Annotated in this window: 25 protein-coding genes and 1 riboswitch; of the genes, 13 read left to right on the forward strand and 12 right to left on the reverse strand. The window is 68.2% G+C overall.

The window, feature by feature from the left end:
- Positions 1-43 precede the first annotated feature (43 nt).
- Together AAFP30_RS19190 and AAFP30_RS19195 are read left to right on the forward strand one after the other, a co-directional pair.
- Positions 44-532: a VOC family protein gene (locus tag AAFP30_RS19190; protein WP_419231577.1), complete on the forward strand. Its 489-nt coding sequence runs from the start codon at positions 44-46 to the stop codon at positions 530-532.
- A gap of 89 nt (positions 533-621) precedes the next feature.
- Positions 622-1,353 carry a hemerythrin domain-containing protein gene (locus AAFP30_RS19195; protein ID WP_419231578.1) on the forward strand — a complete coding sequence of 244 codons (732 nt, stop codon included), beginning with the start codon at positions 622-624 and terminating at the stop codon, positions 1,351-1,353.
- Between the two features lies 1 nt (position 1,354).
- Here AAFP30_RS19195 and AAFP30_RS19200 read toward each other — a convergent pair whose 3' ends face one another.
- On the reverse strand, positions 1,355-2,497 hold the full coding sequence (locus AAFP30_RS19200) for an acyl-CoA dehydrogenase family protein (RefSeq protein ID WP_419231579.1): 1,143 nt from the start codon (positions 2,495-2,497) through the stop codon (positions 1,355-1,357).
- Positions 2,498-2,558: 61 nt separating this feature from the next.
- On the opposite strand from AAFP30_RS19200, the gene AAFP30_RS19205 reads away from it, so the two are divergent.
- The gene (locus AAFP30_RS19205; RefSeq protein WP_419231580.1) at positions 2,559-3,140 is read left to right on the forward strand and encodes a TetR/AcrR family transcriptional regulator; all 582 of its coding nucleotides are present in this window, start codon (positions 2,559-2,561) and stop codon (positions 3,138-3,140) included.
- Positions 3,141-3,200: 60 nt separating this feature from the next.
- Here AAFP30_RS19205 and AAFP30_RS19210 read toward each other — a convergent pair whose 3' ends face one another.
- Together AAFP30_RS19210 and AAFP30_RS19215 are read right to left on the reverse strand one after the other, a co-directional pair.
- Complete coding sequence (locus tag AAFP30_RS19210) at positions 3,201-5,960, reverse strand: sacsin N-terminal ATP-binding-like domain-containing protein (RefSeq protein WP_419231581.1); 2,760 nt, start codon at positions 5,958-5,960, stop codon at positions 3,201-3,203.
- Positions 5,961-5,968: 8 nt separating this feature from the next.
- Positions 5,969-6,766: a DUF3027 domain-containing protein gene (locus AAFP30_RS19215; RefSeq protein WP_419231582.1), complete on the reverse strand. Its 798-nt coding sequence runs from the start codon at positions 6,764-6,766 to the stop codon at positions 5,969-5,971.
- 129 nt (positions 6,767-6,895) lie between these two features.
- On the opposite strand from AAFP30_RS19215, the gene AAFP30_RS19220 reads away from it, so the two are divergent.
- A complete protein-coding gene (locus tag AAFP30_RS19220) occupies positions 6,896-8,773 on the forward strand; it encodes an MFS transporter (RefSeq protein WP_419231583.1) in 1,878 nt (625 codons plus the stop codon).
- Between the two features lie 21 nt (positions 8,774-8,794).
- Positions 8,795-9,352, forward strand: coding sequence for a DUF2771 family protein (locus AAFP30_RS19225; protein ID WP_419231584.1), 558 nt, complete (start codon positions 8,795-8,797; stop codon positions 9,350-9,352).
- A gap of 6 nt (positions 9,353-9,358) precedes the next feature.
- On the opposite strand, the gene AAFP30_RS19230 is transcribed toward AAFP30_RS19225, so the two are convergent.
- Entirely contained in the window at positions 9,359-9,778 is a 420-nt protein-coding gene (locus AAFP30_RS19230) for a cold-shock protein (RefSeq protein ID WP_419231627.1), read from the reverse strand.
- 193 nt (positions 9,779-9,971) lie between these two features.
- Here AAFP30_RS19230 and AAFP30_RS19235 point away from each other — a divergent pair, with 193 nt between their 5' ends.
- The 5 genes from AAFP30_RS19235 (at position 9,972) to AAFP30_RS19255 (ending at position 13,143) form a co-directional block, all read left to right on the forward strand.
- Positions 9,972-10,178 (forward strand): hypothetical protein, encoded by a 207-nt coding sequence (locus AAFP30_RS19235; protein ID WP_419231585.1) that lies wholly within the window; start codon positions 9,972-9,974, stop codon positions 10,176-10,178.
- Positions 10,175-10,717, forward strand: a complete 543-nt coding sequence (locus tag AAFP30_RS19240; protein ID WP_419231586.1) for a flavin reductase family protein — start codon at positions 10,175-10,177, stop codon at positions 10,715-10,717. Before AAFP30_RS19235 ends, AAFP30_RS19240 begins: the two co-directional genes overlap by 4 nt.
- Complete coding sequence (gene moaA, locus AAFP30_RS19245) at positions 10,714-11,805, forward strand: GTP 3',8-cyclase MoaA (protein WP_419231587.1); 1,092 nt, start codon at positions 10,714-10,716, stop codon at positions 11,803-11,805. Before AAFP30_RS19240 ends, moaA begins: the two co-directional genes overlap by 4 nt.
- A gap of 8 nt (positions 11,806-11,813) precedes the next feature.
- Positions 11,814-12,062: a MoaD/ThiS family protein gene (locus AAFP30_RS19250; RefSeq protein ID WP_419231588.1), complete on the forward strand. Its 249-nt coding sequence runs from the start codon at positions 11,814-11,816 to the stop codon at positions 12,060-12,062.
- 239 nt (positions 12,063-12,301) lie between these two features.
- Positions 12,302-12,503, forward strand: a riboswitch (cyclic di-AMP (ydaO/yuaA leader).
- Positions 12,504-12,510: 7 nt separating this feature from the next.
- The gene (locus AAFP30_RS19255) at positions 12,511-13,143 is read left to right on the forward strand and encodes a transglycosylase family protein (protein ID WP_419231589.1); all 633 of its coding nucleotides are present in this window, start codon (positions 12,511-12,513) and stop codon (positions 13,141-13,143) included.
- Between the two features lie 33 nt (positions 13,144-13,176).
- Here AAFP30_RS19255 and AAFP30_RS19260 read toward each other — a convergent pair whose 3' ends face one another.
- Genes AAFP30_RS19260 through AAFP30_RS19280 form a run of 5 tightly spaced genes read right to left on the reverse strand, consistent with a single transcriptional unit; the run spans position 13,177 to position 15,368 of the window.
- Positions 13,177-13,677 carry a DUF6328 family protein gene (locus AAFP30_RS19260; RefSeq protein WP_419231590.1) on the reverse strand — a complete coding sequence of 167 codons (501 nt, stop codon included), beginning with the start codon at positions 13,675-13,677 and terminating at the stop codon, positions 13,177-13,179.
- A gap of 43 nt (positions 13,678-13,720) precedes the next feature.
- Complete coding sequence (locus AAFP30_RS19265) at positions 13,721-14,170, reverse strand: molybdenum cofactor biosynthesis protein MoaE (protein ID WP_419231591.1); 450 nt, start codon at positions 14,168-14,170, stop codon at positions 13,721-13,723.
- Complete coding sequence (locus AAFP30_RS19270; RefSeq protein ID WP_419231592.1) at positions 14,170-14,655, reverse strand: MogA/MoaB family molybdenum cofactor biosynthesis protein; 486 nt, start codon at positions 14,653-14,655, stop codon at positions 14,170-14,172. Before AAFP30_RS19270 ends, AAFP30_RS19265 begins: the two co-directional genes overlap by 1 nt.
- A gap of 8 nt (positions 14,656-14,663) precedes the next feature.
- Complete coding sequence (gene moaC / locus AAFP30_RS19275) at positions 14,664-15,155, reverse strand: cyclic pyranopterin monophosphate synthase MoaC (RefSeq protein ID WP_419231593.1); 492 nt, start codon at positions 15,153-15,155, stop codon at positions 14,664-14,666.
- 6 nt (positions 15,156-15,161) lie between these two features.
- The gene (locus AAFP30_RS19280) at positions 15,162-15,368 is read right to left on the reverse strand and encodes a hypothetical protein (RefSeq protein ID WP_419231594.1); all 207 of its coding nucleotides are present in this window, start codon (positions 15,366-15,368) and stop codon (positions 15,162-15,164) included.
- Positions 15,369-15,439: 71 nt separating this feature from the next.
- On the opposite strand from AAFP30_RS19280, the gene AAFP30_RS19285 reads away from it, so the two are divergent.
- Positions 15,440-17,764: a helicase-associated domain-containing protein gene (locus AAFP30_RS19285; RefSeq protein WP_419231595.1), complete on the forward strand. Its 2,325-nt coding sequence runs from the start codon at positions 15,440-15,442 to the stop codon at positions 17,762-17,764.
- Between the two features lie 15 nt (positions 17,765-17,779).
- Here AAFP30_RS19285 and AAFP30_RS19290 read toward each other — a convergent pair whose 3' ends face one another.
- Entirely contained in the window at positions 17,780-19,300 is a 1,521-nt protein-coding gene (locus AAFP30_RS19290) for an MFS transporter (RefSeq protein ID WP_419231597.1), read from the reverse strand.
- A 197-nt stretch (positions 19,301-19,497) separates the two neighbouring features.
- Between AAFP30_RS19290 and AAFP30_RS19295 the strand changes: the two genes are divergently transcribed.
- Positions 19,498-21,165: a DNA repair helicase XPB gene (locus tag AAFP30_RS19295; protein WP_419231598.1), complete on the forward strand. Its 1,668-nt coding sequence runs from the start codon at positions 19,498-19,500 to the stop codon at positions 21,163-21,165.
- A gap of 23 nt (positions 21,166-21,188) precedes the next feature.
- Here AAFP30_RS19295 and AAFP30_RS19300 read toward each other — a convergent pair whose 3' ends face one another.
- The gene (locus tag AAFP30_RS19300; protein WP_419231599.1) at positions 21,189-22,097 is read right to left on the reverse strand and encodes an LppU/SCO3897 family protein; all 909 of its coding nucleotides are present in this window, start codon (positions 22,095-22,097) and stop codon (positions 21,189-21,191) included.
- Positions 22,098-22,155: 58 nt separating this feature from the next.
- On the opposite strand from AAFP30_RS19300, the gene AAFP30_RS19305 reads away from it, so the two are divergent.
- The gene (locus AAFP30_RS19305) at positions 22,156-23,310 is read left to right on the forward strand and encodes a pyridoxal phosphate-dependent aminotransferase (RefSeq protein WP_419231600.1); all 1,155 of its coding nucleotides are present in this window, start codon (positions 22,156-22,158) and stop codon (positions 23,308-23,310) included.
- A gap of 5 nt (positions 23,311-23,315) precedes the next feature.
- Here AAFP30_RS19305 and AAFP30_RS19310 read toward each other — a convergent pair whose 3' ends face one another.
- Complete coding sequence (locus AAFP30_RS19310; protein ID WP_419231601.1) at positions 23,316-23,972, reverse strand: TetR/AcrR family transcriptional regulator; 657 nt, start codon at positions 23,970-23,972, stop codon at positions 23,316-23,318.
- Positions 23,973-23,975 lie beyond the last annotated feature (3 nt).

Genomic DNA, 23,975 nt, shown 5'->3' on the forward strand with positions numbered 1-23,975 from the left:
TCACGCATTCATTGTGCGCCCGCCGACGCCTACCGTCACCACCATGACGCAAACAACCACTCCCACATCTCTGATCATCGGCATCGCGCAGGTGAAACTTCCGGTGACCGACCTGGCACGCAGCGTGGCCTGGTACCGCGACGTTCTCGACCTCCGGTTCTGGACCGAGTTCGTCGAGGAGGGCGAGGTGCGCGGCGCCGGCCTCATCGACCGTGACGCGCGGTTCAACGTCGCGCTGCGCTGCCGCGACCATTGCGCGAACCATCCGGACCTGACCGGGTTCGACGTCGTCGCATTCACGCCCCGTTCTCGAGCCGCGCTCGACCTGCTGACGCAGCGGTGCGACCGCCTCGGCGTCGCCCACGGTCCGATCGTCGAGGGTCCGGAGGGTGCGCGTCTGGACATCCCCGACCCGGACGGCACCGTGCTGCGGTTCTACCACTTCACTGCGCCGACCAGCGGGTTCACCGGGATCGTGCTGAACGACGGGCGACTGGTCGAGACCTACGAGCGGTCGCGGCTCGAGGTCTGAGCAGCCACACAAGCGAGTTCCAAGCGGACCACAAGCGCCGCGATCCACGCTGGTTCCCGACAGTCCATCCACCCGACGAGGAACCCGACATGACCACCCAGCTCACCTCCCCCGTCCACCCGACCCAGCTCCGTCTGCCCGGCCAGGCCGCCGCCCCTGAGGGCCCGGTCGACCCGTTCATGATGTACGTGATGCACCATGCGTTCCGTCGGGATCTGGCGCAGTTCGCCCGCAGCGTTCCGCGCACCCCGGTCGCCGACCGCGCCACCTGGCGCGCCCTGCAGAGCCGGTGGTCGCTGTTCCGAGAAACCTTGCACCATCATCACACCGGCGAGGACGCGTGGCTCTGGCCTCTGCTGGAGTCCCGGTGTACCGGCGCCGAGCGCGAGGTTCTCGACGCCATGGAGTCCGAGCACGGCGAGATCGATCCGCTGCTCACGGCCTGCGATGAGGGACTCGCCGCGATGGCCGCCGGCGGCGACGATAAGTCACGGGATGCGCTGTCGGACATCGTATCCCGCACCTTCGATCATCTTGCGACCCATCTGGCTCACGAGGAGAACGATGCGATCGCGCTGGTACAGAAGTACCTATCGCCGCAGGACTGGGCGGACTTGGAGAAGAAGTTCGGTGAGGACAGCCGGTTGCGGGATCTGTTGACGGTCGCGCCGTGGGCGGTCAAGGCACTCGACGACGACGCACGCCGGGATCTCGGCCCCCGCATCCCGGGTGCGATGTGGTTCATCGCACGACTCGGATCGTGGTCGTTCCGGCGCGGCGAAGGCCGGGCGTTCGCTTACGACCCCGACGCCGCCGTGTAGGTCATCGAGAGGCCAGCGCCCGGCCGATCACCAGACGCTGAATCTGGTTGGTGCCCTCGAAGATCTGGGTGATCTTGGCTTCGCGCATATAACGTTCGACGCGGAAGTCGCGGGTGTAACCGTAGCCGCCGAGCACCTGCACAGCGTCAGTGGTGACCTTCATCGCGGCGTCGGTCGCCACCAGTTTCGCCGTGGCCGCGGCCCGCGAGTACGGGCGACCGGCGTCGCGGCGGCGCGCGGCGTCGAGGTAGGTGGCACGGGCGGAGTCGACGGCGGCGGCCATGTCGGCGAGCAGGAAACTCAAGCCCTGGTGGTCGATGATCTTGCGGCCGAACGTGGTTCGTTCCTGTGCGTAGTCGACGGCGGCGTCGAGTGCGGCCTGCGCGAGGCCGGTGGCGACGGCGGCGATGCCGAGGCGCCCGGAGTCGAGGGCGGAGAACGCGATGGTCAGGCCGTCACCTTCGGCACCGAGTCGCCGGTTCTCGTCGACGAACGCGTCGTCGTAAGTGGCCGAGGTGGTGGGCACCGCATGCAGTCCCATCTTCTCCTCGGGTTTGCCGAAGGTGAGGCCGTCGGTGTCGCGGGGAACGAGGAAGCAACTGATGCCCTTGGAGCCGTCGCCGGTGCGGGCGAAGAGGTTGTAGACATCGGCGATGCCGCCGTGGGTGATCCACGCCTTGGCACCGTTGACGGTGTAGCCGCCGTCGGTGGCCGCGGCCTTGCAGATCAGTGCCGCCGCGTCGGAGCCGGCTTGCGGTTCGGAGAGGCTGTAGGCGCCGACGAGTCGGCCGTTGAGCAGATCCGGCAACCACTGCTGCTTCTGTTCGTCGGTGCCGAAGGTGAACAGCGGATGGCAGGCCAGGCCGTGCACGCTGACCGCGACGGCCACCGACGCCCATCGGGCGCCGAGTTCCTCGAGGACCTGGAGGTAGACCTCGTAGGGTTGGCCGCCGCCGTCCCACTCGACGGGGTACGGCAGGCCGAGCAAACCAGCCTCGCCCATCTCCGCGAATAGGCCGACTGGGTACTTTTCCGCCTTCTCGTACTCGTCAACGATGGGCGCGAGTCGCTTGTCGGCGAAGTCCCTGGTCAGAGCGATGAGATCGTGCGCTTCGTCGCTGGGTAGAAGACGATCAACCGGCATGTCGAAACCTCCGAGGGAATCAAAGTAGTACTGAAGTCCTCTTCACAGTACTATGTCCAGCATGGTTGCGGATACCGCCTTCGGCACTCGACGCCGCGACGACCTCTTCGACCGGCTGCTCGACCTCGTGTTGGCCGAGGGGTTCGCCGGGTTGGGTGTCGCGGATCTGGCGACGCGTCTGCGGTGTTCCAAGTCGACGCTCTACACGCTGGCCGGGAGCAAGGAGCAACTCGTGACCAAGACGGTCACGCACTTCTTTCGTCGTGCGACCGACACGGTGGAAGCTTCGGTGGCTCAGGCGCCGACCGCGCGGGAGAAGGTCATCGCGTACTTGGTCACCGTCGGTGATGCGCTGGGTCCCGCGTCGTCGGCGTTCATGGCCGACCTCCATGCGTTCGAGCCGACGCGGGAGTTGTACGAGCGCAATACGGCCGCGGCAGCTCGTCGGGTGCGCGAGCTGATCTCCGCGGGGGTCGCCGCCGGCGAGTTCCGTGATGTGGACGCGGCGTTCGCCGCCGACCTGGCCGCGTCGATGATGAGCCGCATCCAGCGGCGGGAGGTGGCTGCGACCACCGGACTTGATGACGCACAGGCGTATCGGCAACTCGCGTCGATTGTGATGTCGGGGATTGATGCGGGTTGAGGGCTCAACCCAGCGGTGAAGCAGACGTCTTCAAACGCTGGTTGAGCAGTGAGCGAGGCGCTAGCCGAGTGAACGTCCGTCGAAACCAGCACCCGCGGCCAGATGGAGCATCCCCGACTCGTCCACCCACCACTGCACCCGCGCTTCCCACTCGGAGTCGTTGCGCTGCAGAGTGATCCACAGTTCATCGTGGAGGCGGATCTCGCCGCCGGGGATGTCCTGGCCGGTGAGCAGCACATGGAGGACAGCGGGGGTGGAGTCGGAACCGGCGGCGGTGCCGGGGTCGCGGGGTATGCCGGTGATCTCGTCGGTGATCGTCGGCAGATCGAGGATCTCGGCGAGGAGTTCGGCGTCGGCAGGATCGGCCTGCCGGCCGGCGAGCACCAATTCCGCTGGATCGAGCACCTGGGCGAACCATGGCCGGTCCACGACCAGGGCGCGACCGATCGCCTTGCCGGACAGGGTACGAACTCGTTGCGGCACATCGAGATCGGCGGCACCGAACACTCCGCGCCGACAGGCCGCGACGATCTCGGCGTGTACCGCAGCGGCGACGCCCGGCGCGACGTCGCGGGCCGGGTCACCGAGATGGTCCAGCAATGTCGCCGCGTCGGACCGTGATTCGACGAAGGCACCACCGAGTGCGGCCGCGAGTTCGTCAGCATGCGGGTGGTCGAGAGGATCACGAACCCCCACCGCGGCGCTGTCCGACGGCGCCCGATACCAGCCGAGTGGGTGCCCGGCGACGGTGGCGTGGTGCCGCAACCACCAGGCCGTGTAGCCGTCGCGATCGGTGAGCAGCCCGGCGATCGTCTCATCCTCGACCAACAGGCTCAACGCCCGTGGCCACCGACTTTCGTCGATGAGGTCCAGATCTCGCACCGCGACAAGGGTTTCCGGCTGGGCATCGAGGCCGTCCCACCACTCGTCTTCATCGGGCAGGTCGTGGTCGGGTGCCACCGGCAGGTCGTCGTGGACGACGAGGAAACTCCAGCCGACACCGATCCGGCGCAAGGCGTCGGCGCCGTAGCGGTCGACAATCTCGCTCGCCACCGTGCCGAAGGGCGCATCGTCGACGAGGACTTCGGCGAGCGCACTGTCCGGCAACAGCAGTTCATCGGCGGGTCGCAACTCGTCGTGGTCGTCGGGTAACAGCAAGCCCGACAACCACTCCGGAACGCCGGCGTCCGGATCGCCGGCCACCAGACCGAGCACCGCGTCGGCAAGGTCGGCGGCGTCGTCGTCGGCGGAGTTCTCGACCAGTTCGCGCAGCGCGGGGTCGGCGAGGGCCTCGTCGACCGAGATGGCTTGCGCACCCAGGCGTTCCAGCAGCGGGTGGCGAGCAGCGGGGTCCACCGTCGGAATCCAGCCGATCGGGGTGCGGATGTGGTCGGCGACGAACAGTCCGCGCGCACCGATGTTCATCCGGCCATCCGACCGCGGAATCGGCACGGCACCGAGTTCCTCGGCGTCGGTCGATGTTCCGACATACGGCGACAGTGCCGCGTACAGCGTTGCCCACCACCCGGGTTCGCGTTCCACGCCAACGAGCCGCGCAGCGAGGTCGGCCAGCCCGATCTCCCCGACGCCGACCGACCGCAGCGCGGAGAGTTGACGACGCTCGGACACGTCGGGGTGGGCGAGGTCCCCGATCACCGGGGCGAGGACTTCGGCGAGATCGATACTCAGGTCGGCGAATACGACCGCCCGACCGGGTATCAGATCGTCCCCCTCGACGGCGGGCAGCCAGGGGCGATCACGAAGTTCGGCAAGGACCGCGTCGATCAGCACGGCATCGTCGTGGCCCACCGCACCGGCGCGGCGCGGTATGAAATCGGGACGCGCCGACGACGCCAGCACCTTGACGAGATCTGCGTAACCGGTTGCTGCGGTGGCGATGTCGGCATCCGGATGCAGATGCCGACGATCCGGCGTGAGCGGCAGGTCGGTGATGCAGCGCGCGGGGAGGGACAGTTCGATGTCGGTCGGAGTGGGAGCCCGCAGCACGTCTGGTCCGTCGACGATGGGGCCGCCCGCACCGACCTCGACCAGCCAGCGGGTGCCGCCACGCGCGACCTCCACCCATTCCCGAATCCCCGACGACGACTCGACGACGATGCGCTGCCGATCCGGCTCGACGGTCCGCGACGCGCGGAACACGTTGTCCCCCACGGTGATCTCTGCCAGTGCGGGCAGTTCGAGCAGCAGGGCGGGAGCCTGGGCGCGAGCCGTGGCGATCAGCTCGTCGGCGTCGACACCGTCACGGAGTTGCAGCACGACTTCGGTGTCGTACCCTGCTGCGGGTGGCGTACTCGTCGGCCAGGCCAGCCGCAGCAGCGGGACCTCCCCCGCCGCCACATCCACACCGGTGTCGCGGGCCGCGCCCAGCGACTCACGGTATGAGAACACGATCGATCCGCTCGCCGATCGCATCTCGATGCGATCGGCGACCGCGGCGGTCGCGGTGAATCCGACACCGAACCGTCCGACACTGGGATGGTCGTCGTCGGCGACCTTGGCCGAGACCCGCAGCGCGAGCAGGGAACGCACGCCGTCGCTGGTCAGCGGCGCACCGGTATTGGCGATGTGCAGGTACTCGCCGTCGGACCAGACACCGAGGCGTCCAGGGGATCCGACGAGCCCGGACGCGTCCGCGGCGTTGGCCGCGAGTTCCACGAACAACCGATCGCGGTAGCCGACCGTAACCAGATCTTGTTCGGCCGCAAGGTCTTCGGCGAACCGGGTGGGCGACGATTGCCAGGCGTGCAACGTCGCAGCGCGGAGGTCGGCGAGGCCGAATGGGTCTGCGCCGGAGACCATGCCGTCGGTCAGGACGACTCGTCTGCGCCGACCCCGGCCGCCGCGACCACGGCGACGATCTCCAGCGCGCCGTCGTCGTAGGCGTCATAGGCGGGTGAACCCTCGCCGGTCGGCGCGACCACATCCGAATGGGCACCGCAGCCGAAGTCGGCGGCGACGACGTGGCCGTCGGAGGCGTACTCGTTGGCGCAGACGCCGAACGCGGCGCGCAGCGCACCGGACAGCGGGATGTAGAAGCCACAGGTGGCGCAGGAATAGGCGGCCGCGGCAGCCATCTCGGTGTTGGGTCCGTGGTCGCCGTCGTGCCAGCGTTGCGCGGCCTCGTCGCGGCCCTCGGGGCTCAGCAGGCGTCGCCGTCCGAGTCCGAGTTCGCCGGCGACCTGCCCGATGTCGTCGGGGTCTTCGTCCTCGGAATCGAATCGGAACTCGTCTTCGGTGTCGATGTGATTCGGTACCAGACGCAGGTCGTCGGGATCGGACGCGAGGACGTCCCCAGACGACAGATCACCGGGTGCCACGCGCTGCGCCCACGGCACCCAGTGCGGCGACAGCAAAGAGTCCTTACCCGGCAGCAGCACGACCTCGCTGACGGTCACCTCGTCGGTGCCGGGCGCACCGGCCAGCACCACGCACCACTGCCAACCGCGGTAGCCGACAAGATCGGCCTCGAAGTAATGGGTGACGGCCCAGTCACCTTCCACCACGGCATCCAGGTGCGCACCCGGCGTCTGCCCGTCGTCGATCAACGCCGCACGCGCCACCTCGACTGCGGACAGCAGTCGCTCACCATCGAAGGCAAAAGTCACATAACCAGTGTGCAATATGACGTACGCCACCACGCACGGACCCGCCTATTTACCGCCGGCGCAGCGAGATCGGCGCCGCGCGGTCGCCGTATGGGCGCGCTGTCGGTGCGATGAGGAACAATTGGGGGCGTGAACCGACCCAGTCCCCGCTTCCCTGGCCAGGAGCCGACCGGTGTCGACGACGATCGGCGCAGCCCGCGCCAGCATCCGGGAGCCGCGAACTATCCCGCCGACGACCGTCGCGCACGTCGTCCCGCCGGCGGCTCGACTGGTCGGGGGCCGGGCGAGGAGGCCTACCTACCGCCGCCGACCCACAACCCGCACCTGCCGCCGCTCGACGACACCGCCGATCCGCACGCCGACACCGACCGCTTCGGCAGCACCCGGGCGATGCCCACCGAGGAGACGACCGCTCCCCAGGGTGCACGGCGGATGCCGAAGAAGCTGACGGTCATGCGGGTCGCGGCCCTCCGGAGTCGGGAGCTGACCGGCCGCGGCATCGGGAAAATCCATCAGGCGGCCACCGCCGACGGCGCCGACCAGTCGGGTCTGACCGCCCTGACACTGCCGGTGATCGCCAACTTCGCAGTCGACGCGGCGATGGCGGTGGCGCTGGCCAACACGCTGTTCTTCGCAGCCGCGACCGGTGAGTCGAAGACCAACGTCGGCCTGTACCTCGCACTGACCATCGCCCCGTTCGCGCTGATCGCGCCGCTGATCGGCCCGCTGCTCGACCGGCTTCAACACGGTCGTCGGGTCGCGATGGCCGCGACGTTCGGTCTGCGGACCGTACTCGCGCTGCTGATCATGGCGAACTGTTCGTGGAACGACGCCACGCAGCAACTGCAGTACGACCCGTGGGTGCTCTATCCGTGTGCGCTGGGCCTGCTGGTGTTGTCGAAATCGTTCGGGGTGCTCAAGTCGGCGGTGACCCCGCGGGTGGTGCCACCGAGTATCGATCTGCCGCGGGTCAATTCGCGGTTGACCACCTTCGGGCTGATCGGCGGCACCATCATCGGCGGCGCGCTGGCCGCCTTCTTCGAATTGATGCTGGCCAAGGTGTTGCCGTTCCACATTCCCGGCGCGATGGCCTGGCTCGCGGTGATCGCCGCAGTGGGCGCGTGGTTGTGCATGCGGATTCCGTCGTGGGTCGAGGTGACCGAGGGCGAAATCCCGACGACCATGAGCTACCACGGTGAGCCGTCCACGCCCCGACCCGAGCATGAGAAGACCGCGATGCGGGGCCGCGCCAAGGCCCGCGAGACCGCCAACGCGCTCGCCGCGAAGATGCGTCAGCCGCTGGGTCGCAAGGTCGTGGCCGGCCTCTGGGGCAACTCGACGATCCGCATCCTGACCGGCTTCCTCACCCTCTACATCGCCTTCTACGCCAAGGCCCAGCAGGACGTGCACTCGGACTGGACACAGCTCGTGCTGCTGGGCGCGGTCGGTGCCGCTGCCGGCATCGGCAACATGATCGGCAATGGCCTGGGCACCCGCCTGGAACTGAAGAATCCGCCCGCCATCGTCGTGTGGTGCACCGGCGCCTGCTTCGTGGTCGCGGTGCTCACGGCCATCTTCGGCAACATCGTGGCGGCGACCATCGCCGCGCTCGTCGCCTCGGGCACCAGCGCGATCGGCAAGGTGTGCCTCGACTCGTCGATCCAGGACGACCTACCCGACGAGTCCCGCGCGTCGGCGTTCGGCCGCTCGGAGACGATGCTGCAGCTCGGCTGGGTGTCCGGCGCGACGCTGGGGGTGCTGCTGCCGCCGACCTTGTGGGTCGGCTTCACCGTCGTGTCGGTGCTGCTGGCCATCGGCCTCCTGCAGACCGTGCTGACCACGCGCGGGTCGTCGTTGATCCCGGGACTCGGTGGTCGTCGCCCCGACTACGCCGCGCCTACGGTCCCGTTCGCCGCGGCGGGACGGGCGACGGGCCACGGCGGTACCCGCAATCCCGGCGACGACGCCACCCGCAAGATGAACAACCCCCGAACCGACCAGCAATAGATTCCGGAGTGACTGGACACCGTGCACCTGAACAGTGGAGAAAAGAAGACCCTCGCGATCATCGCCGCGATCGTGGTGGCGTTCGTGGTCGTCGTCGGGGCGACGGTGGCGGTGCTGACCAAGGACACCTGGTCGGGGGATGGCCACGACGACGAGGGCTACCTCCAGCTGGCGATCGGCGACGATCTCGTCCGCGTCGAACCCGCCAAGTGGTGCGATGTGCTGGTCCGCGAATGCGACCCGCCGGGCGCCGAACTGCGGCCGTCGCCGCACGAGCCGATCCCCGCGGGTGAATCGGCGTTGATGTCGGTGTCGCAGGAGATCGCCGAGAGCCCGTGGGTGCTGTACCTGATGTATGCCGACCGCAACGGGAAGATCATCAACCCCGAACCCGAGGGCATCGCGCAGCGCAGCGACAGCACCTACACGCAGGTGCTGCGGTCGACGCCGGATCGGGTCCTGATCAATGTCGAGGTGCAGCCACTGTCCGCGGTCACCGAAGGCGACGATTACGTGGCCCGCGGCATCCTGTCGGTGAACACCACACCCGAGGGCTTCACGGTGCGCACGACCGACTGAGTCGGGTCAGCTCTCGAGTTCGCGGGCGACCGCGCGCACGACCTCGGCGATGCGTGCCGCGGTCTTGCGGTCCGGGTACCGGCCCTTGCGCAGGTCGGGCTGCACTTTGCCCTCGAGCAGGGTGATCAGGTCGGCGACCATGCCGTGCAGCTCGTCGGGCGAGTGCCGCTTGGCCAAGGCTTCCTTGCGTGCGGTCTCACGGACGTTCTTCACCACGCTGGGCGCGGGGTCGAGCACGGTGACGCTCAGCGCCTGCGGTCCACGACGACCGGCGGCCATGCCGAACTCGACGCGCTGCCCCGGTTTGAGGGCCGCCGTCCCTTCGGGCAGGGCGGAGGAACGGACGTAGACGTCCTCACCGCTGTCCTGCGCGAGGAATCCAAAGCCTTTTTCCGCGTCGTACCACTTCACCTTGCCGGTTGGCACTGTGCTCACCTTCACCTGTAACTCGGATGTTCATGACAAAAGCGCCTCGCTCCAAAAACAGACCTCAGAGCAAAAGGCGCCTGTGTGCACAGTCTAGCCAACGCCGGATCTCGCGGTCACGTGGATTACCTCACGCTCGGGTAGTGCGTGAGGCCGACCACCTTTGACGGTGTCGTGTTCTACCGTGGAGAGCATGAAGAGACAGTCGTCGTACCTGCTGCAGGTGGCGGTGGTCGTGTTCCTGATCGGCGTGGCCGCGATCGTGGCGCTGTTCGTGACCCCGTTGGTCACCGACGGTGGTACCGCGCCGACGTTCGTCTACCTACTGACCATGTGCGCTCCCCTGGGTTTCGCGCTCGGCGTGGTGTTCGCTCTGCGCTCGGGACGGCGGACACGGTGAGCGTCAATTCGGAGACCCCAACGTTGCTGTCCCCGGCAGCCGACGAGTCGGCCCTGAAGCGGGCCTACAGCTGCTTCCCGTCCGGTGTCGTCGCGGTCTGCTGCCGCATTCCGCACCCCGACGGCGTCCTGGAGTCGGTCGGCATGGCGGCCAGCGCGTTCACCACCGTCTCCCTCGATCCGCCGCTCGTCTCGGTCTGTGTGCAGAACACGTCCACCACCTGGCCGCGGCTGCGCGGGGCGGCGGCCATCGGGCTGAGCGTGTTCGCCCACGACCAATCCGACCTCTGCCGCCAGCTCGCCGGCCCCAGCGAGGACCGGTTCGTCGGGATCACCCCGTTCGCCACCGACGACGGCGCGCTGTTCATCCCGGCTGCGGCGGCCAATCTGTCGTGCTCGCTCTACAAAGAGATCCCGGCCGGCGACCACACCCTGGTCCTGCTGCGCATCGAAGCACTGCGCTGCGATCCCGGCGTCGAACCACTTGTTTTCCACGCCAGCACTTTTCGTTCACTGGAAGCGCGCAGGGCGATGCCATGACCCTCGTCTCACTCGGTCTGCCCACCACCCCGCCGGCCATCGGCGCGGTGCCGATCGATACGCCGCGCAGCGGCCCGTTGGTCGACCGGTTCGGCCGTGTCGTGCGCGATCTGCGGGTCTCGGTGACCGACCGCTGCAACCTGCGCTGCACCTACTGCATGCCGGAAGAGGGACTCGACTGGCTGCCGACCGAGCAGGCACTGACCACCGCCGAGTTGGTCCGCGTCCTGCGAGTCGCCGTCGACGAACTCGGCGTCGAGACCATCCGATTCACCGGGGGTGAGCCGCTGCTGCGTCGGGACCTCGAGGAGCTCATCGCTGCTGTGGCCGCCCTGCCGAGCAGGCCCGAGATCGCGATGACCACCAACGGCCTGGGATTGACCCGCCGGATCGACGGTCTCGTCGCGGCCGGACTCGACCGCATCAACGTCTCCCTCGACACCGTCAACCCGGCGAGGTTCGCCGAGATCACCCGCCGCGACCGGCTCGACGACGTCATCGCCGGACTCGCCGCCGCCCGCCGCGCCGGGCTGTCGAGGATCAAGGTCAACGCAGTCCTCCCTGCGCGCGACGACCTCCCCCGCCTGCCCGACCTGCTGCGCTTCTGCCTCGAGCACGGTTACGAACTGCGGGTGATCGAGCAGATGCCGCTCGACGCCGACCACCGCTGGAACCGGGAGGCGATGGTCACGGCCGACGAGATCCTCGCCGTGCTGCGCACCGAGTTCACGCTGCTGCCCGATCCGCGGCCGCGGGGCAGCGCGCCCGCCGCCACCTGGCTTGTCGACGGTCACGGAAGCCCGGACCGCCCGGCACGCGTCGGCGTGATCGCGTCGGTCACCCGACCGTTCTGCGGCGACTGCGACCGCGCCCGGCTGACCGCCGACGGCGCCCTGCGCAACTGCTTGTTCGCGCAGTCGGAGACCGATCTGCGGACCCTGCTGCGCAGCGACCTCCCAGAGCGCAGCCTCGACGCCGCGATCGTCGACCTCTGGCGCACCAACGCATGGATGAAGGAGCCTGGCCACGGCGTCAACGGACCGAATTTCCATCAGCCGACGCGGCCGATGTCGGCCATCGGCGGGTGACCCGGCCGATGCAACTGACCGTGCGCTACTTCGCCGCTGCGCGCGCGGCGGCCGGCACCGAATCGACGACGATCGAGATCGGTCCGGACGCCTCGCTCGCCGACCTCGAGAGCATGCTCGCCGCCGGCAACCCCGAGCTGGCTCGGGTGCTGGACCGCTGTTCGTACTTGCGCGACGCTGTCGCCCTCTGCGACCGGACCGTGGTGCTCGGCGACTGCGACACCCTCGACGTACTCCCCCCATTCGCAGGTGGCTGAGGCCACAATGACGATGTGACGTTCCTCACATAACGAATGAATAACAGGACGGCCACAAGTCGACTATCGCCGCGTGAGCAGGCAGGACGTCACAAGTGGGTCGAAAGTCCCGATCTGAGCGCGAAACTCGTTGTGCGAACAACTATCGTTCGCACTGCTGAACGTCGTACTGTCTAGGACGACCGCCATTGGTGGTCACGACCACATAACAGACAGACACCGTCATGTCGGCCGCGCCGAGCCTCGCTCCGCCGATGTGCACGACCAGAGAAGAACTTCTAGGAGCGAGGACGGGGGACCCACCTCTCCCTGTGGAGAGTTCGGACGCCTACCCGGCGTCCTTGGGGTCAAGTCTCGACCGCGGCACACGTCGCGCCGAGACCGGGCAACCTCTCGCCCGAACCCGACAGCTGACTTCGTAGGCGCGTGGAGAGAGGAAACACCACTCATGTCCGGACGCCATCGCAAACCGTCGACCACCTCGACCACCAAGACCTTCGCCAAGGTCGCACTGACCGGCGCCGTCCTCGGCGGCGGAGCGGCCCTCATCGGTACCGGTTCGGCCAACGCCGCCACCGACTCCGAGTGGAACCAGGTCGCCCAGTGCGAGTCGGGTGGCAACTGGGCCATCAACACCGGTAACGGTTACCAGGGTGGCCTGCAGTTCAGCCCGAGCACCTGGGCCGGACACGGCGGCACCGAGTTCGCTCCGAGCGCCAACCAGGCCACCCGTGAGCAGCAGATCGTCGTCGCCGAGCGCGTGCTGGGCAGCCAGGGCAAGGGCGCCTGGCCGGTGTGCGGCACCGGACTGTCGGGTGCAACCCAGCGCACCGCGCCGGCCGAGGCCCCGAAGAACCTGCTGCAGGTGCCGCAGCTGCCGAAGCTGGAGAAGTCCGGCGACGCCGCGACCACCAAGGACGTGACCAAGCAGCTCGACGCCGCGGTGTCGAACGCCCAGAAGAAGGGCACGATCAGCCCCGAGGTCAAGCAGCTCTGGGAGTCGGTCAACAAGAGCGGCGTTCAGCTCAGCCCGGATCAGATCAAGCTGTTCAACCAGAACAAGCACCTGCTGCCGAACTGAGCAACCCTCTGAACGAAGGGCCCCGCACGATGATCACTCCGTGCGGGGCCCTTTTCCACTCTTCTGCCGCTCCCGCAGCGGCAGGATGATCCACATGATCGCGAAGACGATGAGCGCGACGATCCCGGCCGCCACCGCCGCGCCGGTCCCGGCCACGACGTCGAAGATCAGCACCAGCACCCCGGTCATCGCCAGGCCCAGGCACACCAGCCCGATCAGGGTCAGCCAGTGTGACCGGTCGACGAGTTCGGCGACCGCGTGCCGTCGAAACAGCAGTCGATGCAAGGCCACCGGCGAGATCAGCGTGACCACCGCCAGCACCGCGAACACCAGACTCACCAGGTAGAGATCCTGCTGCGCAGTGGACAGCTCGGTGAACCGCTGTTGGAACGGGATCGTCAACATCAAGCCGGTCAGGATCTGCACCCCGGTCTGCACGACACGCAGCTCTTGCAGCAGGCTCGCCCAATTCCGGTCGAGACGTTCGGTACTCGTCTCGTTCCGGTCCGCGTCGTCGTCGGGCACCGGGTTCATGGAGATGACCCTACTGATATGCCCTACGCCGGCGGGTCTGACTTCAGGCCGATCCGACCCACTCGTCGGTGCCGTCGGCGAACACCTGGTGCTTCCAGACCGGTATCCGCGCCTTGACCTCGTCGACGAGCAGCGCGCACGTCTCGAAGGCCGCGCGGCGGTGATCGGCGGCCACAGCGACGACGAAGGCGGCATCGCCGACCGTCAGGTCTCCCACGCGATGGGATACCGCAACCGCCCGCACTCCGGTCGCCTGCGCGGCGATCTCCCCCACCACGTCGGCCAGCACTGCCGGCGCGCTCGGGTGCGACGAGTAGACCAGCCGGGTGACGTCGTGTCCGTGATCATGATTGCGCACGGCCCCGACAAATCCGACCACCGCGCCTGCAGTACCGCCCGCGGCGTCGCTGACCGCCTTCTCATGGTCGTCGAGTCGGATCGGGTGCTCCGACAGGTCGGCACGCACGACGCGGGCGGGACCGGTATCGGGCATCAGTGGTCACCGCCGCGGATCTGATCGAGGGCATGCTCGAGTACGCCGTCGAGGACGCCGAGTCCGTCGCGCACACCACCGGTGGAGCCGGGCAGATTCACCACGAGCGTGCCGTCGGCGACGCCGGCGAGGCCGCGGGAGAGGATGGCGGTCGGCACCGCGGGCAGTCCGGCGGCGCGGATCGCGTCGGCGAGTCCGGGGATCTCGACGTCGAGGAGGGGACGGGTTTGTTCCGGGGTGCGGTCGGTGGGCGTGAGCCCGGTGCCGCCGCTGGTGATGACGAGGTCGGCCTCGGCGTAGATGCCGGCGCGGATCGCCGCGCCGACCGGTGGGCCGTCGGAGACGACGATGAGTTCGTCGACGACGTAGCCGCGCTCGGTGAGCCAGTCGCTGATCAGCGGGCCGGCCCGGTCGGGATACTCGCCGCGGCTCGCACGGGTGGAGGCGATGACGATGCGGGCGACGCGGGCGCGCTGTTCGGTCACGGTGTCGCTCAGTCCCGATGCCACGGACCGGATTTGCCGCCGGTCTTGGACAGCAGCCGGATGTCGGTCATCGATGCCCGGCGGTCGACGGCCTTGACCATGTCGTGCAGCGTCAGCCCGGTCACCGCGACCGCGGTGAGCGCTTCCATCTCGACGCCGGTCTGCCCGCTGGTGGCGACCGTCGCGGTGACCTCGATGGACGCATCGCCGATCGCGTAGTCGACCTCCACCGACGACAGCGCGAGCTGATGGCACAGCGGGATCAGGTCGTCGGTGCGTTTGGCGGCCATGATCCCGGCGATACGGGCGGTCGCGAGCACATCCCCCTTGGGAAGCGCTCCCTCGCTGAGCAGACCGATGACCTCGGATGTCGTGCGGAAGGTGCCGCCGGCGACGGCTCGGCGCTGCGTGCTCGCCTTGCCGCCGACGTCGACCATCCGAGCCGCACCGGACGAATCGATGTGACTCAGTCCAGCGGGATCGGCGTCGTTGGCAGACACTCCAGGTCAGCGGTTGACGACGGTCTTCGACTGGACGAAAGGCACCTCATCGAGGGGCAACGGGAACTCGACGTCACCGAACGGGGACAGCGCCCCGGACAGACCAGCAGCGAACTCCGACACGGCATGGGCGCTGTCGCCGTCGCCGTCCTTCGGCCAGCCATTGTCGACGTACTGCTTCTTCTTAGCAACGTTCTTCTCAGCCACGGGCATATTGTGCCATGCGGCCCTATCGGCGTCCCCGTGAAACAGCCGCAACGCGGCCGCTCAGTAGAATCGGCCGAATGAGTTCGGATTCCCAGGACGGCAGCCTGGCCGATGACCTGGCGTCGCGCACCGACGACGAACTCACCGATCTGCTCGTCGCGCGCCCCGATCTGGCCTCGCCACCACCGGCCGGCACCAAGGTGCTCGCGTCGCGGGCGTTGTCATCGGCGTCGTCGGCTCTCGCCGGCGAGGACCTCGACCTGCTGAGCGTTGCCGTGTTGGAGACGGTCGTCGACGCCGGCACCGACACCACCGGTCCGGTGCCCGCACCCGTCGCGCTCACCGCGATCCAGAAGGCGTTGGCCGGTCGTGCGTCGAAGCCCGATATCCGCGCGCGCGTCGATCTGCTGCGCCGCCGTGCCCTGCTGTGGGGTTCCGACAAGGCGCTGCTCACCGGGGCACACGCCCCGGCCGCGCTGCCGTGGCGGGCCCATCATCTGACCGGACCGCTGGGCGCGGTGACCACCGAGGATCTGCAGACGCGACTCGAGGCACTCGACGAGCAGGAACGCGGACTGGTCGAGACGCTGTCCCGGGGCCCGTCGCTCGGCCGCAGCCGCGACGCCGCGTCCGATGCCGATCCGACGAAACCGGTGCCACGACTCGTCGCGGCCGGGTTGCTGGCCCGGGTCGACGAGCAAACCGTCGAGTTGCCCCCGATGATCGGGCAACTGCTGCGTGGCGAACCCCCGTTGCGGACCGACGATCTGCACCCACCGGCACTGCACGACGCCGACACCAAACCCCGCTTCTCCGCTGCGGCGGTCGAGGCGGCCGCCGGCGGTGAGGCGCTGGAATTGATCCGTCACACCACGTCGCTGCTGCGCTCGCTCGGGGCGACGCCGGCGGCCGTGTTGCGGTCGGGCGCCCTCGGTGTACGGGAGTTGCGGCGCCTGGCCAAGGTCACCGGCCTGACCCAACAGCGCATGGCGTTCATCGTCGAATTGCTCGGCTACACGCGACTGATCGACGCCGGATTCCCGGAACCGCCACCCCCGGACGACACCGGTGAACTCGCCTTCGCGCCGACCCCGGCCGCCGATTCCTGGCTGCATCAAACGCCAGAACGGCAGTGGTTGGTGCTGCTCGAGGCGTGGCTGGAGATGCCGCGACGGCCCTGGCAGGTCGGTGAACCCGACCGCGACGGCAATGCCTTCGCCGCACTGTCCGGCGACCTGCACGACGCCTACGCCCCGGTCCAGCGACGCGCGATCCTGGCGACGCTGGAGGACGGCAAACCCGCCGTGCCGGTCACCGACATCGCGTTGGCCACCGCCCTGCACTGGCGACAGCCGCGACAGATCCGCCGCTACACCCTTCGCATCATCGACGAAACACTCAGGGAAGCACGGGAACTCGGCCTCGTCGCACACGGCGCGGTGACCAGCGTCGGGCGCACCTCACTGATCGGCGACGACGCCGAAGCGGTGCTCCTCGACGCGATGCGCGCCGCACTTCCCGAGCCCGTCGACCATTTCCTCGCGCAGGCCGATCTGACCCTGACCGTTCCCGGGCCGATGACCGCCGAACTCGCCGAGCAGGTCGAGCTGGTGGCCGACCTCGAATCCGGCGGCGCCGCTTCGGTCTATCGCGTCTCCGAGAACAGCGTGCGACGCGCCCTCGACGCCGGGCGCGGCAGTAGCGAGTTGATCGCGATGTTCACCACGCACTCGCGGACACCGGTGCCGCAATCGTTGACGTACCTGATCGAGGACGTCGCCCGCAAGCACGGACAACTACGCGTGGGCGTCGCGTCGGCGTTCATCCGCTGCGAGGACCCGACGACGCTGGCGGCCGTATTGCGCAGCGAGGCAGCCGAACCGCTCGCCCTGCGGGCGCTGGCACCAACGGTCGCGGTCTCCCCCGCCGATGTGCGCGACGTCATCGATCGGTTGCGTTCCGCCGGATTCGCTCCCGCCGGGGAGGATTCGTCGGGCTCGCTCGTCGATCTGCGGGAGCGCGGCAGTCGGGTGAGCGTGGCCCGGCAGCGGAGACATGCGCAGCCGCGCAGGCCTGTTCCGTCCCCCGACCAACTACGCATGGTGATCGCCCGCATGCGGTCGTCCGACCGTGCCGACGGCGCCCGATCCGCCGGCCCCGCTGCGGTTCCGGTCCGCGCGTCCGGAAGCGGCGAATCGGCCACCGCACTCATCCAGTTGGCGTTGCGCGCCAAGCGACGCCTTCGTGTCGACTACGTCGACGCCCACGGCTCGGCCACCCGCCACCTCGTCACGCCGACCGCCCTCGGCGCCGGCCAACTCGTCGCCGTCGACACGGGAACCCAGGAAGAGGAACGGTTTTCACTGCACCGCATCACCAGCGTCGAACTGTTGGAGAACTGATCGCCGCCCGACACCCTAGGAAGGTGTTGCGGCCATGTCCGTGTCGTGCGCGGCGCCGATCGGTCGTTGTACGTTGATGAGCACGCCTGCCACCACCGCCACGCCGGCCAGGATCGCGGCGGCGACAAAGAACCCGGTGCTCTGCCCGTGGACGAGCGCCGACGCCTGCACCTCCATCGCGGCTCCGGGTCCGTGGGCCGACGACATGTGGTCGGAGATGTAGGACGCGGTCGCGGTGGCGGCGATGGTGTTCAGCAGTGCCGTGCCGACCGCGCCGCCGACCTGCTGGGAGGTGTTGACCATCGCCGACGCGACCCCGGCGTCACGGGGTTCCACACCGTAGGTCGCGAGATTGATCGTCGTCATGAACACCGTGCCCATGCCGGAACCGAGCAGCAACAGCGCCGGGAACACCACGCTCCAATACCGCGTCGACTCCGCCGAGATCTGGCTGAGCAGCAGCATCCCGCAGGCCGCGAGCAGCGCGCCGGGCACGATGAGGAAACGCGGGGGTACCCGGGTGATCAGTCGAGCCGCGATCTGCGTTGAGCCGACGAGCATGCCGCCGACCATCGGCAGAAAGGCCACCCCGGCGCTCAGCGGCGAGTAGTGGTGAACGACCTGCAGGTAGAGGGTGAGGAACAGGAATGAACCGAACATCGCGATCGTGGACAGACCGACGCTGAGGTAGGCGCCGCCACGTGCCCTGTCGGCGACCACCCGCAACGGCAGCAACGGGTTCTTGCACCGCGCCTGCCAGAGGACGAAGGCCACCAGCAGGACGACCGCGGCGATCAGACAGATGACGGTGCCTGTGTCACCCCATCCCTCCTCGGCCGCACGACTGAATCCGTACACCACCAGCGCGAGCCCGCCGCCGCCGAGGATGACGCCGAGGATGTCGAGTCCTGGAACATGATCCGCGGCGCGCGGCGGTTCCTTGATCTCGACGATCGCGCCGAACAACGCGATGGCCGCGATGAACACGTTGATGTACATGGTCCAGCGCCAATCAAGGACCTGGGTGAGCAGACCACCGAGCAGCAGACCGATCGCAGCGCCGCCGCCGGCGATGGCACCGAATATGCCGAAGGCGCGGGCACGTTCCTTGGGCAGGGTGAACATCACCGTCAGCAGCGACAACGCGGCCGGCGCCAGCAGGGCTCCAAAGGCGCCCTGCAGCGCCCGGGCACCGAAGAGCATGCCCTGATTGACCGCCGCGCCACCCAGTGCCGAGGCCAGCGCGAAACCGACGAGACCGATCATCAGCGCTCGACGACGGCCCCACATGTCGGCGATGCGACCGCCCAGGAGCAGCAGTCCACCGAAGGCCAGCGCGTAGGCGGTGATGACCCATTGCTGATTGGCATCGCTGATGCCGAGGTCGACTTTGGCATCGGGCAATGCGATCTGCACGACGGTGCCGTCGAGCACCACCATCAACTGCGCCAGGCAGATGAAAATCAAGGCACGCCAGCGCCGTGGATCCGGCTCGGCGAGCCCTGACCCCGGCTGGGACGACATGGGTGCAGACATCGGCGACTCACTTGCGTCGAGGTATAGGGTCAGGCGCACTCGGGACGAGCCGATGCCCCTGCGGGCACCGGAAACTATCCGGAGGTCTACGCTCCAGATATTCTACGCCGTGGCGCATGAGGACGAAACCAATAGCCGATCGCCCGGCCCTGGGTCCGCGTTCGACGCGGGTTGCGCGGATCTGGACAATGGATCGGGTGACTGATGGACCCCTGATCGTGCAATCCGACAAGACGCTGCTGCTTGAGGTCGACCACCCCGACTCCGCGGCGGCGCGCGCGGCGATCGCCCCGTTCGCCGAGCTCGAACGCGCCCCGGAGCACGTGCACACCTACCGGGTGACGCCGCTGGCCCTGTGGAACGCGCGCGCGGCCGGCCACGATGCCGAGCAGGTGGTCGATGCGCTGGTCACCTACTCGCGCTACGCGGTGCCGCAGCCGCTGCTCATGGACATCGTCGACACCATGGGCCGGTTCGGGCGGCTGCAACTCGTCAAGCATCCGGCGCACGGCCTGACGCTGGTCAGCCTCGATCGGGCGGTGCTCGAGGAGATCATGCGCAACAAGAAGGTCGCGCCGATGCTGGGTGCGCGGCTCGACGACGACACCGTCGTCGTGCATCCGTCCGAGCGCGGCCACCTCAAGCAGATCCTGCTGAAGGTCGGCTGGCCGGCCGAGGATCTGGCCGGCTACGTCGACGGCGAGGCGCATCCGATCGACCTCGATCAGGGCGACTGGCACCTGCGGGACTACCAGCAGTTCGCCGCGGACTCGTTCTGGGCGGGCGGCTCAGGAGTCGTGGTCCTGCCGTGCGGGGCGGGCAAGACGATGGTCGGCGCCGCGGCGATGGCCAAGGCACGCGCCACAACTCTGATCCTGGTCACCAACACCGTTGCGGGTCGGCAGTGGAAGCGTGAGCTGATCGCGCGCACCTCGTTGACCGAGGAGGAGATCGGCGAGTATTCGGGCGAGCGCAAGGAGATTCGTCCCGTCACCATCGCGACGTATCAGGTGATGACCCGAAAGTCGAAGGGCGAGTACAAGAATCTCGACCTGTTCGACTCCCGGGACTGGGGCCTGATCATTTACGACGAGGTCCACCTGTTGCCCGCGCCGGTGTTCCGGATGACCGCCGACCTGCAGTCACGGCGACGACTCGGCCTCACTGCGACCCTGGTCCGCGAGGACGGCCGCGAGGGCGACGTGTTCAGCCTGATCGGGCCGAAACGCTATGACGCACCGTGGAAGGACATCGAGGCGCAGGGCTGGATCGCACCAGCCGAGTGCATCGAGGTGCGCGTGACCCTCACCGACGAGGAGCGCCTGCAGTATGCGGTCGCCGAGGCCGAAGAGAAGTACAAACTGTGCTCGACCGCGCACACCAAGGTCAACGTCGTGAAGTCGATCTTGGCGCGGCACAAGGATTCTCCGACGCTGGTCATCGGCGCCTACATCGACCAGCTCGAGGAACTCGGGCGCGAACTCGACGCACCGGTCATCCAGGGCGCGACCAAGAACAAGGAGCGCGAGGCACTGTTCGACCGCTTCCGGTCCGGTGAGATCCAGACGTTGGTGGTGTCGAAGGTGGCCAACTTCTCCATCGACCTGCCCGAGGCGTCGGTGGCGGTGCAGGTGTCGGGCACGTTCGGCTCGCGCCAGGAGGAGGCCCAGCGCCTCGGCCGCCTGCTACGGCCGAAACGTGATGGTGGACAGGCACATTTCTATTCGGTCGTGTCCCGCGACACCCTCGACGCCGACTACGCCGCACACCGTCAGCGGTTCCTCGCCGAACAGGGTTACGCGTACCGGATCACCGACGCCGACGACCTGCTCGGTCCGGCGATCGGCGAGGAGTCCGCGGGCTGACCCCCGACCGGGCAGTTATTCGTCTACGCCGCACCGCTGTCGACGAAGCAGTAACCGATCGGTCGCGGTAACTCGAAGAAGGCCTGGTATTGCCCGGCGACGCACGACGGTTGCCCGTCGGTGCGGGTGACGACCCGCACCACCTGGGTGCCGGCGGCACCGGTCGACGCGCAGTCCACGACCTTGAAGTCCTCGAAGTGGGCGGTGCCGCCGCCGGGGATCTGATAACACTTGTCGGTCACCAGGTTCGGCACCAGGCACAGCTGCTCCCGGCCGGCTTGACCGTTCTCGCTCCAGGTCAACTGGGAGTAGTCATCCGACGGGCAGCCTGCGCCGTTACCGATCTTCGACGCGACGTAAAACGTGAACTCCTCCGAGGAGCAGTCGGTCTTGGTCGCGGTCAGTCCGCTGCTGCCGGTGCCGGTGACGTGGACGCACTCCCCGACCGCGACGTCGTCGTTGTCGGTCACCACATCTCGCGTCGCAAACACCCCGAAGGCGACCAGCCCGATGAACGCGATCCCCACCACCGCAACGACACCGAGCGTGATCCAGAGCCACAGGAGGCTCTTCTTGCGCGGCGGAGGCGGATAGCTACCCATCGGATACTGCCCGTACTGGCCGGGATACTGCTGCGCCCCCGGATAGGGCTGTTGCGCGCCTGGATACGGCTGCTGTGCTCCCGGATAGGACTGCTGCCCGCCCGGATAGGGCGGTTGTCCCCCGTATGCCGGCCCCGCATACGGCGGTTGCCCGTCATTGGGTTGTCCCGGGCCGGGTTGTCCCGGGCCGGGTTGCCCCGGATACGGCTGTTCGGGCGGCGGAAACGGCTGGCCCTGCTGCCCCGGATACGGCGGAACGCTGGGCTGCCAACCCTCCGGTGGGCCCGGGTGTGGCGCGTCGGGCGGGGGCGGACCCGGTGGCGTCGTCATGGTGGCTGATGGTACGCCGCATACCGACGACGCTCGCGTGATGTGTCAGCCTGGAGGTATGCACACCGTGTCCCGTCTGCAACCGTTTGGCACCACCATCTTCGCCGAGATGTCGGCGCTGGCCGTGACCCACGACGCGGTCAACCTCGGACAGGGCTTCCCGGACACCGACGGTCCGGCCTCGATGCTGACCGCCGCGCAGGAGGCGATCGCCCACGGCCACAATCAGTACCCGCCCGGCCTGGGCATCCCCGAACTACGTGCGGCCGTCGCCCGCCACCAGCAGGACCACTACGGCCTGGACTACGACCCCGACACCGAAATCCTGATCACCGTCGGCGCCACCGAAGCGATCGCCGGCGCGATCGTCGGACTCGTCGAACCCGGCCGCGAGGTGATCATGGTCGAGCCGTACTACGACTCCTATGCCGCCACGGTCGCGATGGCCGGCGGCGTCCGACGCACCGTCCCACTCATCCCCGACGACGACGGATTCCGTCTCGATCGCACCACAATGGCCGCCGCGTTCGGGCCGTCGACGTCGGTGATCCTGGTGAACACACCGCACAATCCGACCGGCACCGTGCTCTCCGACGACGACCTCGCAGAGATCGCCCGACTCTGCATCGAGTACGACGTCGTGGCGGTCACCGACGAGGTCTACGAGCACCTGCTGTTCGACGGCCGCAAGCACCGACCGCTGGCCACCTACCCCGGCATGCGCGACCGCACACTGCGGATCTCGAGCGCGGCCAAGACGTTCAACTGCACCGGGTGGAAGGTCGGGTGGATCAGCGGACCACCGGAACTGGTCGCGGCGGCCCGCGCGGCCAAGCAGTTCATGTCCTACGTCGGGTCCGGGCCGTTCCAGCCTGCGGTCGCGCATGCCCTCAACACCGAGATGGCCTGGGTCCGTGAGTCGTCGGCGGCGCTGCAGGCCAAGCGGGATCTGCTCTCGGCCGCACTCGCCGATGCCGGATTCGGCGTGCACCGGAGTGAGGCAACGTATTTCGTGTGTGCCGATCCGCGACCCCTCGGCTATGACGACGGTGAGAAGCTATGTCGGATGTTGCCCGAGCGGATCGGGGTCGCCGCGGTTCCGGTGAGCGCGTTCGTCGATGATCGGGAACCGTGGCGGCACATGCTGCGGTTCGCTTTCGCCAAACGTGATGACGTGATTGCTGAAGCCGCGCAACGCCTTCGACGGTTGTAGGAGTTCTACGAGCGGGTTACCGGAGCGGTCCACAAGCCGACCAGCGCGTCGACGAGGTCGACACCCAGCTCGTGCCAGGACGGTAGGTCCTCGTCCTCGTCCTGAGTCGCGCGGGTGTTCTCGAAGTCGGCGATACTGTGCACGATGATGCTGCGGGTCATGACATCTCGTGCGGCCCGGACGCTGTCGGGCAGGTCGGGCAGGGCCGCGTACATCCCGGTGAGGACGCGCATCAGCGATTCGGCGCCGGCCGCGGCCTCGTACAGCACGTTGCAGAGGACGGGGTCGGTGACGATCTGCGCGCAGAAGCGTCCGAAGTGGGTGGGCGCCTCCATCGAGGCGTAGTACTCGGTCTGCGGGTAGACCAAGATGCCGATCCAGTCGCGGAGTTCAGCATCGGGGGCGATCTCGGCGAGCATCCGTTCGCGGATCGGATCAAGCCCCAGGTCGTGACGGTCGAGGATCGCGCGGACCAGTTCGGGCCGCCCACCGAAGTGGTATCCCACCGCGAAATTATTGCCTTGACCTGCCGCTTCACTGATCTGCCGGTTGGAAACCGCCAATACCCCGCGCTCGGCGTAGAGCCGTTCGGCGGTGCTCAGGATGCGCAGCTTGGTGATCTCGACCTGCTCCTTGCGGACCATGACCATGCTCGCCGTCATCCT

Source organism: Gordonia sp. CPCC 205515, assembly GCF_048537925.1.
Classification (GTDB): domain Bacteria; phylum Actinomycetota; class Actinomycetes; order Mycobacteriales; family Mycobacteriaceae; genus Gordonia.